Annotated in this window: 12 protein-coding genes; 7 read left to right on the top strand and 5 right to left on the bottom strand. The window is 68.2% G+C overall.

Annotation, left to right across the window (positions count from 1 at the left end):
• Positions 1–6: 6 nt before the first annotated feature.
• Positions 7–1,236, bottom strand: a complete 1,230-nt coding sequence (locus AC3WLC_RS13815) for an MFS transporter (protein ID WP_493684468.1) — start codon at positions 1,234–1,236, stop codon at positions 7–9.
• A 179-nt stretch (positions 1,237–1,415) separates the two neighbouring features.
• Here AC3WLC_RS13815 and dxs point away from each other — a divergent pair, with 179 nt between their 5' ends.
• Together dxs and AC3WLC_RS13805 are read left to right on the top strand one after the other, a co-directional pair.
• Positions 1,416–3,326, top strand: coding sequence for a 1-deoxy-D-xylulose-5-phosphate synthase (dxs, locus tag AC3WLC_RS13810; RefSeq protein WP_493684467.1), 1,911 nt, complete (start codon positions 1,416–1,418; stop codon positions 3,324–3,326).
• Between the two features lie 3 nt (positions 3,327–3,329).
• Positions 3,330–4,076 carry a TlyA family RNA methyltransferase gene (locus tag AC3WLC_RS13805; RefSeq protein WP_493684466.1) on the top strand — a complete coding sequence of 249 codons (747 nt, stop codon included), beginning with the start codon at positions 3,330–3,332 and terminating at the stop codon, positions 4,074–4,076.
• Here AC3WLC_RS13805 and AC3WLC_RS13800 read toward each other — a convergent pair.
• Positions 4,073–4,558 (bottom strand): hypothetical protein, encoded by a 486-nt coding sequence (locus AC3WLC_RS13800; RefSeq protein ID WP_493684465.1) that lies wholly within the window; start codon positions 4,556–4,558, stop codon positions 4,073–4,075. The two genes, AC3WLC_RS13805 and AC3WLC_RS13800, sit on opposite strands and share 4 nt — an antisense overlap.
• Positions 4,559–4,644: 86 nt before the next feature.
• Here AC3WLC_RS13800 and AC3WLC_RS13795 point away from each other — a divergent pair, with 86 nt between their 5' ends.
• The 3 genes from AC3WLC_RS13795 to AC3WLC_RS13785 all read left to right on the top strand — a co-directional run bounded on the left by AC3WLC_RS13795 (position 4,645) and on the right by AC3WLC_RS13785 (position 8,273).
• Positions 4,645–5,403 (top strand): SOS response-associated peptidase, encoded by a 759-nt coding sequence (locus tag AC3WLC_RS13795; RefSeq protein WP_493684464.1) that lies wholly within the window; start codon positions 4,645–4,647, stop codon positions 5,401–5,403.
• A 62-nt stretch (positions 5,404–5,465) separates the two neighbouring features.
• Positions 5,466–7,073 carry a gamma-glutamyltransferase family protein gene (locus AC3WLC_RS13790; RefSeq protein ID WP_493684463.1) on the top strand — a complete coding sequence of 536 codons (1,608 nt, stop codon included), beginning with the start codon at positions 5,466–5,468 and terminating at the stop codon, positions 7,071–7,073.
• A gap of 57 nt (positions 7,074–7,130) precedes the next feature.
• Positions 7,131–8,273, top strand: a complete 1,143-nt coding sequence (locus tag AC3WLC_RS13785) for an AGE family epimerase/isomerase (RefSeq protein ID WP_493684462.1) — start codon at positions 7,131–7,133, stop codon at positions 8,271–8,273.
• On the opposite strand, the gene AC3WLC_RS13780 is transcribed toward AC3WLC_RS13785, so the two are convergent.
• From AC3WLC_RS13780 to AC3WLC_RS13770, 3 genes are read right to left on the bottom strand one after another with little or no spacing between them, the layout of a single operon-like run.
• Entirely contained in the window at positions 8,270–8,902 is a 633-nt protein-coding gene (locus AC3WLC_RS13780) for a DUF4166 domain-containing protein (RefSeq protein WP_493684461.1), read from the bottom strand. The genes AC3WLC_RS13785 and AC3WLC_RS13780 overlap by 4 nt on opposite strands.
• Before the next feature lie 3 nt (positions 8,903–8,905).
• Positions 8,906–10,312: an FAD-binding oxidoreductase gene (locus AC3WLC_RS13775; protein WP_493684460.1), complete on the bottom strand. Its 1,407-nt coding sequence runs from the start codon at positions 10,310–10,312 to the stop codon at positions 8,906–8,908.
• A 19-nt stretch (positions 10,313–10,331) separates the two neighbouring features.
• Entirely contained in the window at positions 10,332–11,588 is a 1,257-nt protein-coding gene (locus AC3WLC_RS13770; protein ID WP_493684459.1) for a class I SAM-dependent RNA methyltransferase, read from the bottom strand.
• Between the two features lie 79 nt (positions 11,589–11,667).
• Between AC3WLC_RS13770 and AC3WLC_RS13765 the strand changes: the two genes are divergently transcribed.
• Both AC3WLC_RS13765 and AC3WLC_RS13760 read left to right on the top strand, forming a co-directional pair.
• Positions 11,668–12,711, top strand: a complete 1,044-nt coding sequence (locus tag AC3WLC_RS13765; RefSeq protein ID WP_493684458.1) for a cysteine synthase A — start codon at positions 11,668–11,670, stop codon at positions 12,709–12,711.
• Between the two features lie 4 nt (positions 12,712–12,715).
• The gene (locus AC3WLC_RS13760; RefSeq protein ID WP_493684457.1) at positions 12,716–13,222 is read left to right on the top strand and encodes an MOSC domain-containing protein; all 507 of its coding nucleotides are present in this window, start codon (positions 12,716–12,718) and stop codon (positions 13,220–13,222) included.
• The last annotated feature ends 3 nt before the right edge of the window (positions 13,223–13,225 follow it).

The raw sequence follows: 13,225 nt of genomic DNA, 5'->3' as shown, positions 1-13,225 counted from the left end.
CCCTTCTCAGGCGAGCTCGGAGAGGTCGCGCAGGCGCGGCACCCGTGAGAAGCCGATGACGAGCAACTGGATCAGGAAGCCTGCCGTCGCGAGCTGCAGGCAGGCGGCGATGCCGAGATGGGCCGCCACGGTGGCGCCGATCGCGGCCCCCACCGGACGTGCGCCGAAGGTCGCCGTCATGATCAGGGCAGAGACGCGGCCGAGCATCGCATTGGGCGTAACCGCCTGGCGCAATGTCATCGTCGAGATCGACCAGATGATCGGCCCGACGCCGAACAGGAAGAAGCTCGCTGCGACCAGATAGATGGAGGGAAACCAGAGCGTCGCGAGCATCACGCCGGCTGCACAGAGGCCGGCAAACGGCCCGAGCAGGATCAGGGTCCCGAACGAGACCCGCCGGGCGACATGGGACGCGAGAGCGGCGCCGACGATCATCCCCGCGCCGTAGATGCCCAGGGTGATGCCGACCTGCGTCGCGGTGAGGCCGAGATTCTGGACGGCGTAGGCGACATAGATCGCCTGGAAGACGAACCAGGAGACGTTGAAGAAGACCGCCGTCATCAGGATCGGCCTGAGCAGATCGTGGCCGGCGACGAAACGCGCGCCTTCCTTGAGATCATGCAGCAGATCGCGCCGCGGGCCGGACGGCGCCTCATCCTTCGGCAGGCCGGCGAGCAGGAGCGCGGCGAAAATCGAGAGCCCGGCAGCCAGGCCATAGGCCGTCGAGATGCCGATCCAGCCGACGAGCGCCCCACCGAGCGCCGGCCCGCCGGCATAGGCGGCGCTGCGCGCCAGCTCCAGCCAGCGATTGGCGTCCGCGAGCCGCGCGCGCGGTACCACCGACGGCACGAAGGCCGGGGCGGCGACGCTGTAGCAGACCGTGCCGACGGCGCCGAGCGCACCGAGAAGGCCCAGCCAGGTCAGGTTGAGGCTGCCCAGAGCGAGCAGCAGCGGGATCGCCAGCAGCGACACCGCGCGCAGCACTTCCGTGCCGACCATGAGCCGGCGCCGCGAGGCGCGGTCGACCATCAGGCCCGCCGGAATCGAGAGCAGGAGAAAGGGCAAGGTCTGCGCCGTCTGCAGCCAGCCGGTCTCGGCCGGCCCCGCCGCCAGCAGCAGAACGGCGGCCAACGGCGCCGCGGCCAAGGCGATCTGCTCCGAGAACTGGGCAAGGAGATTGGACCAGCCGATGCGGCGAAATGCCGTCGGCAAGGGGGTGGTATCGGCCGGTTGCATGACCTCAAGTCCTCGGAAGCAGTGGAGAGGACACTAAAAAGCCCCGCCGGCATGGGAACCACCCGTTTCGTGGGAAGCATTACGCTCGCCGCGATGGCGCGCGACTTCCAACTCCGGTTTGCCAGCGCGCCACGCAGGCTCTATTTCCAGATCGTCCCAGCGAAGGATCCGACAGCCTCGTGCCTCGCCCCAACACTCCGCTCCTCGACAAGGTTCCCGATCCGGCCGCTCTGCGCCGGCTCGACGATGCGCAGCTGCGCCAGCTCGCCGACGAGCTTCGGGCCGAGACGATCGACGCCGTCTCGGTCACCGGCGGCCATCTCGGCGCGGGCCTTGGCGTGGTTGAGCTCACCGTCGCCCTGCACCATGTCTTCGACACGCCGCGCGACCGGGTGATCTGGGATGTCGGCCACCAGGCCTATCCGCACAAGATCTTGACCGGCCGCCGCTCGGAAATCCGCACGCTGCGCCAGCCGGGCGGGCTTTCCGGCTTCACCAGGCGCGCGGAAAGCGAATACGACCCGTTCGGCGCCGCCCATTCCTCGACCTCGATCTCGGCCGGGCTCGGCATGGCGGTCGGTCGCGATCTCGCCGGCGGCAAGAATAACGTCATTGCAGTGATCGGCGACGGCGCCATGTCGGCCGGCATGGCCTATGAAGCGATGAACAATGCCGGCGCGACCGGCTCGCGGCTGATCGTCATCCTCAACGACAACGACATGTCGATCGCGCCGCCGGTCGGCGCGATGTCGGCCTATCTCGCCCGCCTCGTCTCCGGCCGGACCTATCGCTCGCTGCGCGAGGTCGCGAAGTATCTCGCCGAGAGGCTGCCGCGTTTCTTCCATGAGAAGGCGAAGCGCACCGAGGAATATGCCCGCGGCTTCTGGACCGGCGGCACGCTCTTCGAGGAGCTCGGCTTCTACTATGTCGGCCCGATCGATGGGCACAATCTCGACCATCTGCTGCCGGTACTGCGCAATGTGCGCGACGCCGAGACCGGGCCGATCCTGGTCCATGTTGTGACGCAGAAGGGCAAGGGCTACGCCCCGGCCGAGGCCAGCGCCGACAAGTACCACGGCGTCGTCAAGTTCGACCCCGTCACCGGCCAGCAGGCCAAGGCGCCGGCGAATGCGCCGAGCTACACCAATGTCTTCGCCAACGCCCTGATCAAGGCGGCGCGCGAAGACGAGAAGATCGTCGCCGTCACCGCCGCCATGCCGTCGGGCACCGGACTCGACGCCTTCGGCAAGGAGTTCCCGGGCCGAACCTTCGATGTCGGCATCGCCGAGCAGCATGCGGTGACTTTCGCCGCAGGTCTCGCCACCGAAGGCTTCAAACCATTCTGCGCGATCTACTCGACCTTCCTGCAGCGCGCCTATGACCAGGTCGTGCACGACGTCGCCATCCAGAAGTTGCCGGTGCGCTTCGCGCTCGACCGGGCCGGGCTGGTCGGCGCCGATGGCGCGACCCATGCCGGGGCCTTCGACATCGCCTATCTCGCCTGCCTGCCCGACATGGTGGTGATGGCCGCCGCCGACGAGGCCGAGCTCACCCATATGGTCGCGACCGCAGCCGCCTATGATGCCGGCCCGATCGCCTTCCGCTATCCGCGCGGCGAAGGCGTCGGGGTCGAGATGCCCCAGCATGGCGTGCCGCTCGAGATCGGCAAGGGCCGCATCGTCAAGCAGGGCACGCAGGTCGCCCTGCTCTCGCTTGGCACGCGCCTCGCCGAATGCCTTGCCGCCGCCGAGCAGCTCGGCCAGCGCGGGCTTTCGACCACCGTCGCCGATGCCCGTTTCGCCAAGCCGCTCGACGAAGAGATGATCCTGCGCCTCGCCAGGGAGCATGAGGTGCTGGTCACGGTCGAGGAAGGCTCGGTCGGCGGCTTCGGCAGCCATGCGCTGCAATTGCTGGCGCGCGAGGGCGCGCTCGATCGCGGGCTGAAGATCCGCAGCCTCGTGCTGCCCGACATCTTCCAGGACCATAACAAGCCCGAGGTGATGTACGCGCAGGCCGGGCTCGACGCCGCCGGGATCGTGCGCACCGTCGAAAAGGCGCTCGGGCCGGCCAGCGCCGCCCGCCGCGCCTGACATATGACCGCCGGCCTGCCGCGCCGGGTCCGCGCCGACCTACTGCTGGTCGAGCGCGGCCTGTTCGAGAGTCGGGCGCGGGCGCAGGCCGCGATCGCTGCCGGTCTCGTTCGCGCCGACGGCGTCGTGCTGCGCAAGGCCTCGGAGACCGTTCCGGATACGGCGGCAATCGAGGCGCAGGCGGCGCATCCCTACGTCTCGCGCGGCGGGGTGAAGCTCGCCGCGGCCCTCGATGCCTTCGGCTTCGATCCGGCCGGGCTGACCTGCCTCGATGTCGGCGCCTCGACAGGCGGCTTCAGCGACGTGCTGCTCCGGCGTGGCGCGACACATGTCTACGCGGTCGATGTCGGCCAAGCGCAACTGCATGAGAGCCTGCACGGGAATCCGCGCCTGACCAGCCTGGAGAGCCAGGACATCCGCACGCTCGACGCTGGCCTGTTCGGGGAGGTGCCGGCGCTTGCCGTGATCGATGTCAGCTTCATCTCGCTGAAGCTGGTGCTGCCGGCGGTGGCTACGCTGCTCGCTCCGAAAGCGCGGCTGGTCGCGCTGGTCAAGCCGCAATTCGAGACCAAGCGCTCGGCGTTGAAGAAGGGCGTGCTGCGCGACGAGGCGCTGCAGCAGCAGATCTGCGCGGAGATATCGGACGTCGCCGCCGGCCTCGGCTTTGCCGTTAGCGGGCTCATCCCCTCCCCGATCGAGGGCGGCGACGGCAATCGCGAATTCCTGCTCGGCGGCGAGCGAACAGCCTAGCTCGCCATCACGGCATCGATATCGGCCTGCACGGCACCGGGGTCGATATAAGCCGCCTCACCCTGGCCATTTGCGTTGATAAAGGCGGTGGCGCGGGCGATCAGGCGACGCAGCGACAGGCTGGCGACATCGACGATCAGTCCCGGGTCTTCCTCGGCCGGCATCTCGTCGAGCAGCGCCGTCGCCGTATAGATCAGGCGGTCCATGGCGGCGCAGAGTGCATCGAAGCTCTGGGCCTCGCGCTGACCGAGCCCGCGATAGGCTGCCATCGCCTCGCCGGCGCAACGCAACGGCGAGCCCGCGAAATGCTCGAAATAGCCGACGGCGCGCCAAGCCTTGAGGTCGCCGACGATCTCGCGGTCGACCGGCACCATCTCCAGCAGCATCAGCGCCTCGCTGTGCCGGTTGAGGTAGTCGGTCGAAAGCTGCGGAGCTGTCCAGCCCGCCGCGGTCGGTGATGTCTCGGTCGCGGAAGCAGACATGAAAGGCCCCGAAGCGCTGCGACTATGCTGTGCCAACCGCAAACAAAGTCTTGATCCGGTCACGATAAGACGGAAGACATCCGACGATGTGTGGTCGCTATGCCATTACCTTGCCGCCTGAGGCGATGCGCGAAGCCTTCGCCTATCGCGAGCAGCCGAATTTCCCGCCGCGCTACAATATCGCGCCGACGCAGCCGGTGCCGGTGGTGCGCATCGACGAGGGCCGACGCCAGTTCATCCTGATGCGCTGGGGCTTCATCCCCGGCTGGGTCAAGGATCCCAAGGACTATCCTTTGGTCATCAATGTCCGCAGCGAGAGCGCCAGCGAGAAGCCGTCCTTCCGCGCCGCCCTCACCCGCCGGCGCTGCCTGATGCCGGCGGACGGCTTCTACGAATGGCATCGCCTCGGCGAAGGCCGCCAGCAGGAGAACCGACCCTATCTCTTCCGCAAGCCGGATCAGGGCTTCTTTGCCTTCGCGGCCTTGTGGGAAACCTGGCACGGTCAGGACGGCTCCGAGATCGACACGGTCGCGATCGTCACCGGCCCGGCGAACGGGCAGATGGCGGCGATCCACCATCGCTCGCCGGTCGTCGTGCCACCCGAGGCGTTCGACGCCTGGCTCGATCCCATGGCCGAGTCGGCCACCGTGCAGAGGCTGATGCGTCCGCCACCCGACGATTTCTTCGAGATGTTCCGGCTGGGCGCGAGCGTGAACAAGGTCGCCAATGATGGGCCGAAGGTACAGGAGCCGTTCGATCCGGCTTCGGAACCGGTCCCCGCTCCAAAGCCCGCCATGCGTTCCCGTCGGGGCGGCCCCGACGATGCACAGGGCAGCCTGTTCTAGCGCTAGCCATGGCGGCGCGCTTACTCTGGTCCCAAACGAGACCAATAGAGGGAACGCACGAGATGGATGGCCGCCGCCCGACGATGAGCTCCCTGCACGGCATGGTCGCCGCCGCCCACCCGCTGGCGGCACAGGCCGGCGCGCGCATCCTCAGCCAGGGCGGCAATGTCTTCGACGCAGTCGGCGCGGTCGCGTCCGCACTCAACGTGGTCGAGCCGTTCATGTCGAGCCTTGCCGGCATGGGTTCGGCGATCATGTGGGTCGCGGCCGAGAAGCGCGTGCGCGTGCTCGATTTCGTGCCGCCCGTGCCGGAGAGCTTCCCGCTCGAACGCTTCACGCAGCGCTCCGAGCTGGAGCGCGGGGCGCTTGCGGTCGCACCGCCGGGCAACCTCGCCGGCTGGTGCGAACTCAACCGCGCCTATGGACGGCTGTCACTGGAGCAGATTTTCGCGCCCGCGATCGCGCTGGCGCAGGACGGCTTCCCGATCGCCGAATTCGGCGTGATCGAGTTCAACGAGCAGGTACCCTTGCTGCGCGAGCGGCCTGAGCTCTACGAAAACTGGGCTCGGAACTATCTGCGCGATGGCGGGACGAGCGTCACGCTGGGCCACATCCTGCGCCAGCCGGAGCTGGCGACCACCCTGCGCGACATCGCCGCGAAAGGGCCTGGCCATCTCTACGAGGGCGCGCTCGGCGAGGCGGTCACCGCGCACCTCAAGTCGCAGGGCGGCACGCTGACCATGGCCGACCTCGCCCAGGTCGCCCCACGCTGGCGCGAGCCGCTCGCCGCCGCCTATCGCGGCCGGCAGGTGCATGTGCCGCCGCCGGCTTGCGAGGGCTTCCAGTTCCTTTTGACCCTGCGCATCCTCGACGGCTTCGATCTCAGCAAGCTCGAGCGCAACGGCACCGAGCATCTCGACCTCGTCTACCGCGCCATCCGCCTCGCCGCCGGCGTCCGGATCGCCCATAACAATCCGAAGCCCGAGAAGCTCGCTGAGATCCTGTCCGACACCTTCGTCGAGCAGCTGCGGGCGCGGGTGCGGGATGGCAAGCCGATCGACGGCCCGACCGAGCAATGGATGCCGCAGGCGCCGGCAGGCGAAGACCCCGGCCACACCACCTCCTTCTCGATCGCCGATCGCGATGGCAACCTGATCTGCGTGACGCAGAGCATCGGCAGCCCGTTCGGCAGTGGCGTCGTGGTGCCGGGCACCGGGATCTGCCTCAACAACTTCCTCTATTGGGCCGACGTCCAGCCTGGCAGCCCGAACCGCTCGCTGCCCGGGTCTGAGCTGCCGATGTGCATGTCGCCGACGCTCTCGACCAAAGACGGCTCACCGGTGCTCGCGCTCGGCACACCCGGCAGCTACGGCATCATGCAGACGCAGGTGCAGGCCATGGTCCAGCATGTCGATTTCGGCTTGGCCCTGCAGGAGGCAATCGAGGCGCCGCGGGCCCGGCTCTGGGACGGCCGCGAAGTCGAGGTCGAGAACCGCGTGGCGCCGGCGACGATCGCGGCACTGGCCGAGCGCGGGCACGGCATCTTCGCCAATGACGGCGGCTGGACGATGCGCGTCGGTGGCATGCAGGCAGTGTCGCGCGATCCGGCGACGAGCCGGCTCACCGGCGCCTGCGATCCGCGCCGCGACGGCTATGTCGCGACGCCCTGAACGGCCTTTGCGCTGGATCGAGCCTGCCTCATACGCAGCCCCAAGGATGGAAGCATTTTGAGCTCCGCCCCAGATGATCTGCATGCTTGGCTGACCACCACGTTGCTGCCGGGCTGGATCGAGCGTGCCTTCGATCCCGCGCGGCCCGGCTTCGTCGAATATCTCGGGCCGGACGGGGTAGCTGAAGCCGGCGACCTGCGCACGACCCTGGTCACCGCCCGGCTGACCTATGTCTTCAGCCACGCGCATCTGCTGGGGGTCCCGGGAGCGCTTGCCGCCGCGCGCCACGGCCTCGCCTTCCTGACCAGCGTCTGCCGGGGCGCCGATGGGCGTTTCGTCCATTCCTGCACGGCGCATGGCGAGGCCGTCGACGGCAAGACCGATTTCTACGATCTCGCCTTCGTCCTGTTCGCGCTCTGCTGGTTCGCCAAGGCGACCGGCGAGACCGACGTGCTGGCAATCGCCGGCGAGGTGATGGATTTCCTCGACGGCGAGCTGGCCCATCCGGCCGGCGGCTTTCTCGAGGATACGCTGGGCACCCAGCCACGGCGGCAGAATCCGCATATGCATCTGCTCGAGGCCTGCCACGCCCTCGCAGCGGTGTCGCCCGACCCGCGCTGGCTTACGACGGCCGACAGGCTCGTGCGGCTGATGCGGGAGCGGATGCTGGATAGCCATGGCACGCTCGGTGAGTTTTTCGGCGAGGACTGGGCGTCCTTCCCGGGCCCGCGCGGGCTGATCCGGGAGCCTGGTCATCATTTCGAGTGGACGTGGCTGCTCTATCACCACGAGCGGCTGACCGCTTCGAGCGAGGCTCGCGAAACGGCCCGCAAGCTCCATGCGTTCGGGCAGCGTCAGGTCGACGCTCCCGCCAACTCATCGCGGCTCGTCGTGAACGAGGTCGACCCGGCCGGATGTGTCCTGAACGGCGCCGCCCTGCTCTGGCCGCAGACCGAATATCTGAAGGCGCTCGTCGCCCGGATCGAGTTCGAAGGCGACGCCGACGCTGCGGCACGGCTCGAACAGCATCTGCGCCTGATGTTCCGGCACTTCGTCGACGCCAAGAGCGGAATCTGGGTCAACCAGCTCGACGACAAGGGGCGGCCGATCAGTGAGCGGGTGCCGGTCCGGGTGCTCTATCACCTCGTGCTGGCGCTCGCCGAAGTCTGCCGCGGTACCAAGCGCGGCTCTGCCTCCTAGGCACTCCCGCCCAGGGTCACGTCCTCGTCCGGCAGCGCAAAGACACCGCTATAGCGGAACAGCTCGCCGAACAGCGGGTGCTGCAGTGTCATCCGCATGCTGAAGCTGCGCACGTCTATCGGCCGCTCCTCGATATAGCCCGTGCCGAGGAGCAGGCCGACGGGCAGCGGCAGATCGTAGCCGAAGAGCCGCCAGACATAGCCCTCGTCACGGAAGACCAGCGCGCCCTCCTCGGCCGTCACCTTGAGGCGCATGCCGACGCCGAAGCGGACGAACTCGATGACCTGATTGGGGCCCACCTGCTGCATGTGCGAGCGGAAGTGGAACGGACTGCGACCGGCAAAATGGAACACGCGGTTCCAGTGCAGCGTGCGGTCATTGGGCCGCGCGGTGTAGTGCACTTCGATCGGCACGTCGCGGCCACGATAGGGCACCAGCGCTCCAACGATCCGGGCGAAGGGCAACAACACCTTGGCGAAGGCGCTGTGCTCGACCTCCTGCATCGTCCCTTTGACGCAGGTGAAGTCGTCGCTGAACGGGCGCAGGAAATAGTGGCGCCGGATGACCTCGCCGAGTTGGTGCCAGCCCTCGCCAAGCACCTCCTGGAAGACTGGCCGGTGCTCGCTCATGCGCTACAGCGTGGACCCGGGATTGAGCACGCCCTTCGGATCGAGCGCCGCCTTCACCGTCCGCATCAGGTCGAGCTCGACCGGGTCCTTGACGCCCGGCAGTAGCGAGCGCTTCAGGCGGCCGATGCCGTGCTCGGCCGAGATCGAGCCTTTCAGCTCGGTGACGATGGCGTGCACCGCCTCGTTCATCGCGCCCCAGCCGGCGAGATAGGCGGCCTTGTCGGCGCCGACCGGCTGGCTGACGTTGAAGTGGATGTTGCCGTCGCCGAGATGGCCGAAGGGCACCGGCCTGCAGCCCGGCACCAGTGCCTCGACCGTGGCGATGGCGCGCTTCAGGAACTCCGGCGTCGCATGGATCGGCACGGAGACGTCGTGCTTGATCGAGCCGCCCTCATGGGTCTGCACCTCCGAGAGCATCTCGCGCAGCTTCCAGAGATCCGCGCGCTGGCCGAGCGAGCCGGCGAGCACGGCGTCGGTGACGAGCCCGTCCTCCAGGGCTTCGCCGAGGAAGGCCTCGACCGCCTCGCTGAGCCCGGTCTCGGCCTGGGCGCAGACCTCCATCAGCACATACCAGGGCGACGGTTCCGACAGCGGATCACGGGCGCCGCTGGCATGGCGGACGACGAAATCGAGGCCGATGCGCGGCATGATCTCGAAGGTGGTGAGCGTGCCGCCGGCGCTAGCCTTGGCCTTGTTGAGCAAGGCGAGCGCCGCTTCCGGATCAGGCACGGCGAGGAAGGCGGTGGCGCGCGCCGACGGCAAGGGGAAGAGCTTCAGCACCGCGGCGGTGATGATGCCGAGCGTGCCTTCCGAGCCGATGAAGAGGTTCTTGAGGTCGTAGCCGGTGTTGTCCTTGCGCAATTGGCGCAGGCCGTTCCAGATTCGGCCGTCGGCTAGAACCACTTCGAGGCCGAGGCAGAGCTCGCGGGCGTTGCCATAGGCGATCACCGCTGTGCCGCCGGCATTGGACGAGAGATTGCCGCCGACCGTACAGGAGCCTTCCGAGGCGAGCGAGAGCGGGAAGAGCCGCCCGGCGGCCTCGGCCGCCTCCTGCGCCTTCTGCAGAATGACTCCGGCCTCGACGATCATGGTGTCGCCGTCGACATCGACCGAACGGATCCTGTCGAGCCGTTGCAGCGACAGGATGATCTCCCGGCCGTCGGCGACCGGGACCTGACCGCCAACCATGCCGGTATTGCCGCCTTGCGGCACGACTGCCGCGCCGGTCTCGCTCGCCCATGTCATCACCGCCGAAACCTCGGCGACGGAACCCGGCCGGACCACCGCCTGCGCCTTGCCGTGGAACAGACCGCGCGGCTCCTTGAGGTAAGGCACCATCGCCTCAGAGTCGGTGATGATGTTCCTGGCGCCGACGATGCCGGCCAGAGCTTCGATAACGGACGCGCTCATCCTGCCTCCGGAGACATGATCACTTGCGGCCGGCGGCCTTGCGGAAGACGCCGACGAGTTCGATATGGGCGGAATAGCGGAACTGGTCGACCGGCGTCACGCGCTCCAGCGCATAGCCGCCCGCGACCAGAAGCGCCGCGTCGCGGGCGAAACTGCCAGCATCGCAGGAGACATAGGCGACAACAGGCACCTTCGAGGCAGCGAGGCGCTTGACCTGCGCCTCCGCGCCAGCCCGCGGCGGATCGAGCACCACGGCATCGAACACATTGAGCTCATGCTCCAGCAGCGGCCGGCGGAAGAGATCGCGCGCCTCGGCCGTGACCGGCTTCAGCCCTTGCGTATGGTTGGCGGCGCGGCTCAGCGCCTGGATCGCCGCCTTGTCGCTCTCGAAGGCGGAGACCTGCGCCTTCTCGGCGAGCCGGACGCTGAACGGGCCGCAGCCGGCGAAGAGATCGGCGACACGCTTCGCCTTCGGGATCGCCTCGAGCACGAGGCGCGACAGGGTCGCCTCGCCCTCGGCCGTCGCCTGCAGGAAGCCGCCGGGCGCCGGCGTCACCGCCGCCTTGCCCATCAACTGGAAGGGCGCGCGCCGCTCGACGATGACCTCGCCATGCATGGAGAGCCGGGCGAGGTCGAGCCGCTCGGCCGCCTCGGTGAGCTGCCGGCGCAGGCTGTCGCCGGCCGGGCCATGGCCGCGAATGTCGACGTCGAGGCCAGCTTCAGAAGCGGTCAATTGGATATCGAGCGGCTTGTTCGAGGCGCGCAGGCGGTTGGCGAGAAGCTGCGCCACGGCCGGCGCCCGCACCAGGCCAGGAGCCAGCACCGGGCAAGCCTCGACCTCGATCAGATCGTGGCTCCTCGCCGCCATGAAGCCGACGCGCATGTCGTCCTCGCCGCGGCGAGCATGGAAGGTCACACGACGTCGACCGATGCCATGGGCATCGACCAGCGGCGCGACTTCGGTTTCCAACCGGGCATGGGCGAGCGCCGTCACCACCTGCTGGCGCTTCCACTCGGCATAGAGCCCCTCCCCCATATGCTGCGCGGCGCAGCCGCCGCAGCGGGTGAAGAGCGGGCAGATCGCGGCGATGCGCGAGGCGGAGGGCGTCAGGATCTCGACGAGTTGCGCCCGGTCGCCGTCGCGCACCGCTCGTACGGTCTCACCCGGCAGGGCGAATGGCACGAAGACCTGGCCGTCCGCGGTCTCGGCAACGCCGTCGCCGCGCTGGCCGAGCCGCGCGATCGCGAGCGTTTCATTCATGGCGAGGGCGGACATGTGCTTCCGGATCGTGACGTGATTGCGGGTTTGGCCTATCAGGTGCCGAGCGACAGGGAAATGGCTGGAGTTGCCTGACATGACTATCCGCAACGGCGTCGTCGAAGCGATCGGCAACACCCCCCTGATCAAATTGAAGCGAGCCTCGCAGGAAACCGGCTGCGAAATCCTCGGCAAGGCCGAGTTCATGAACCCCGGCCAGTCGGTCAAGGATCGCGCCGCGCTCGCCATCATCCGCGACGCCGAGAAGAGCGGGGCGTTGCGCCCCGGCGGCGTCATCGTCGAGGGCACGGCCGGCAATACCGGCATCGGCCTGGCGCTGGTCGGCAATGCGCTGGGTTATCGCTCGGTGATCGTCATTCCGGAGACGCAGAGCCAGGAAAAGAAGGACATGCTGCGGCTCGCCGGCGCGACCCTGGTCGAGGTACCGGCCGTCGGCTACGTCAACCCGAACAACTACGTGAAGGTCTCCGGCCGCCTTGCCGAGGAGCTGGCGAAGACCGAACCGAATGGCGCGATCTGGGCCAACCAGTTCGACAACGTCGCCAATCGCCAGGGCCATATCGAGACGACCGGCCCGGAAATCTGGCAGCAGACCGACGGCAAGGTCGACGGCTTCGTCAGCGCCGTCGGTACCGGCGGCACGCTCGCCGGCGTCGCGATCGCGCTCAAGAACTTCAACCCGAAAATCCGCATCGCCCTTGCCGATCCGATGGGCGCAGCGCTCTACGCTTACTACACCACCGGCGAACTGAAGGCCGAAGGCTCCTCGATCACCGAGGGCATCGGCCAGGGCCGGATCACCAAGAATATCGAGGGCGCGCCGATCGATGTCGCCTTCCAGATCCCGGACGAGGAGGCGATCCCGCTCTGCTTCCAGCTGCTGGAGGAGGAAGGCCTCTGCCTCGGCGGGTCGTCGGGCATCAACATCGCCGGCGCGATCCGGCTGGCGAAGGAGATGGGCCCCGGCCACACCATCGTGACCATCCTCTGCGACTACGGCACGCGCTATCAGTCGAAGCTGTTCAACCCGGAGTTCCTGCGCTCGAAGAACCTGCCGGTGCCCGGCTGGCTGGAGCGCGATGGCGGGCTGGAGGACGTGCTGGCGAAGGTAATGGCCTGACGCCATGCAGCCGCAGGCCGGGTCGCTCCTCGCCGCGTTGCTGAACTCACCGATCCGGCCCGGGCGCGTCGTCTGGCTCGGGCTGCGACCGGCACGGCGCGCGGCGATGACCAGCGTCGAGGTGGCCGTGGCCAGTGCTGCGGAAGGCCTCGTCGGCGATCGCTATAGCGGTCGAAGTGGTTCGCGGCAGGTCACGCTGATCCAACGCGAACATCTTGCCGCGATCGCCAGCCATCTCGGGCTGGACCACGTCGTGCCTGAGCAGCTTCGCCGCAACATCGTCGTCGACGGCATCAACCTCGCGGCCTTGAAGGATCATTGCTTCCGCCTCGGCACGGCCGTCCTCGCCTGGACCGGCGAATGCCATCCCTGCTCACGGATGGAGGAGGTTCTCGGCCAGGGCGGCTACAACGCCGTGCGCGGCCATGGCGGCATCACGGCGCGGGTCATCGAAAGCGGAACCATCGCGGTCGGCGACAGGCTGGAGCGGCTCCCCGCAACCAGCCTGTAACGG

The sequence above is a fragment of the Allobosea sp. GW821-FHT03A12 genome (genome assembly GCF_058986765.1).
Note: the sequence above shows the minus strand (reverse complement) of the source record. Positions and strands in the feature narration are given on the sequence as shown.

What these genes read in the sequence shown, in the direction of transcription:
- AC3WLC_RS13815 (WP_493684468.1), bottom strand. Translation starts at nt 1,236, where the DNA reads ATGCAACCGGCCGATACCACCCCCTTGCCGACGGCATTTCGCCGCATC.
- AC3WLC_RS13805 (WP_493684466.1), top strand. Translation starts at nt 3,330, where the DNA reads ATGACCGCCGGCCTGCCGCGCCGGGTCCGCGCCGACCTACTGCTGGTC.
- AC3WLC_RS13800 (WP_493684465.1), bottom strand. Translation starts at nt 4,558, where the DNA reads ATGTCTGCTTCCGCGACCGAGACATCACCGACCGCGGCGGGCTGGACA.
- AC3WLC_RS13795 (WP_493684464.1), top strand. Translation starts at nt 4,645, where the DNA reads ATGTGTGGTCGCTATGCCATTACCTTGCCGCCTGAGGCGATGCGCGAA.
- AC3WLC_RS13790 (WP_493684463.1), top strand. Translation starts at nt 5,466, where the DNA reads ATGGATGGCCGCCGCCCGACGATGAGCTCCCTGCACGGCATGGTCGCC.
- AC3WLC_RS13780 (WP_493684461.1), bottom strand. Translation starts at nt 8,902, where the DNA reads ATGAGCGAGCACCGGCCAGTCTTCCAGGAGGTGCTTGGCGAGGGCTGG.
- AC3WLC_RS13775 (WP_493684460.1), bottom strand. Translation starts at nt 10,312, where the DNA reads ATGAGCGCGTCCGTTATCGAAGCTCTGGCCGGCATCGTCGGCGCCAGG.
- AC3WLC_RS13770 (WP_493684459.1), bottom strand. Translation starts at nt 11,588, where the DNA reads ATGTCCGCCCTCGCCATGAATGAAACGCTCGCGATCGCGCGGCTCGGC.
- AC3WLC_RS13765 (WP_493684458.1), top strand. Translation starts at nt 11,668, where the DNA reads ATGACTATCCGCAACGGCGTCGTCGAAGCGATCGGCAACACCCCCCTG.
- AC3WLC_RS13760 (WP_493684457.1), top strand. Translation starts at nt 12,716, where the DNA reads ATGCAGCCGCAGGCCGGGTCGCTCCTCGCCGCGTTGCTGAACTCACCG.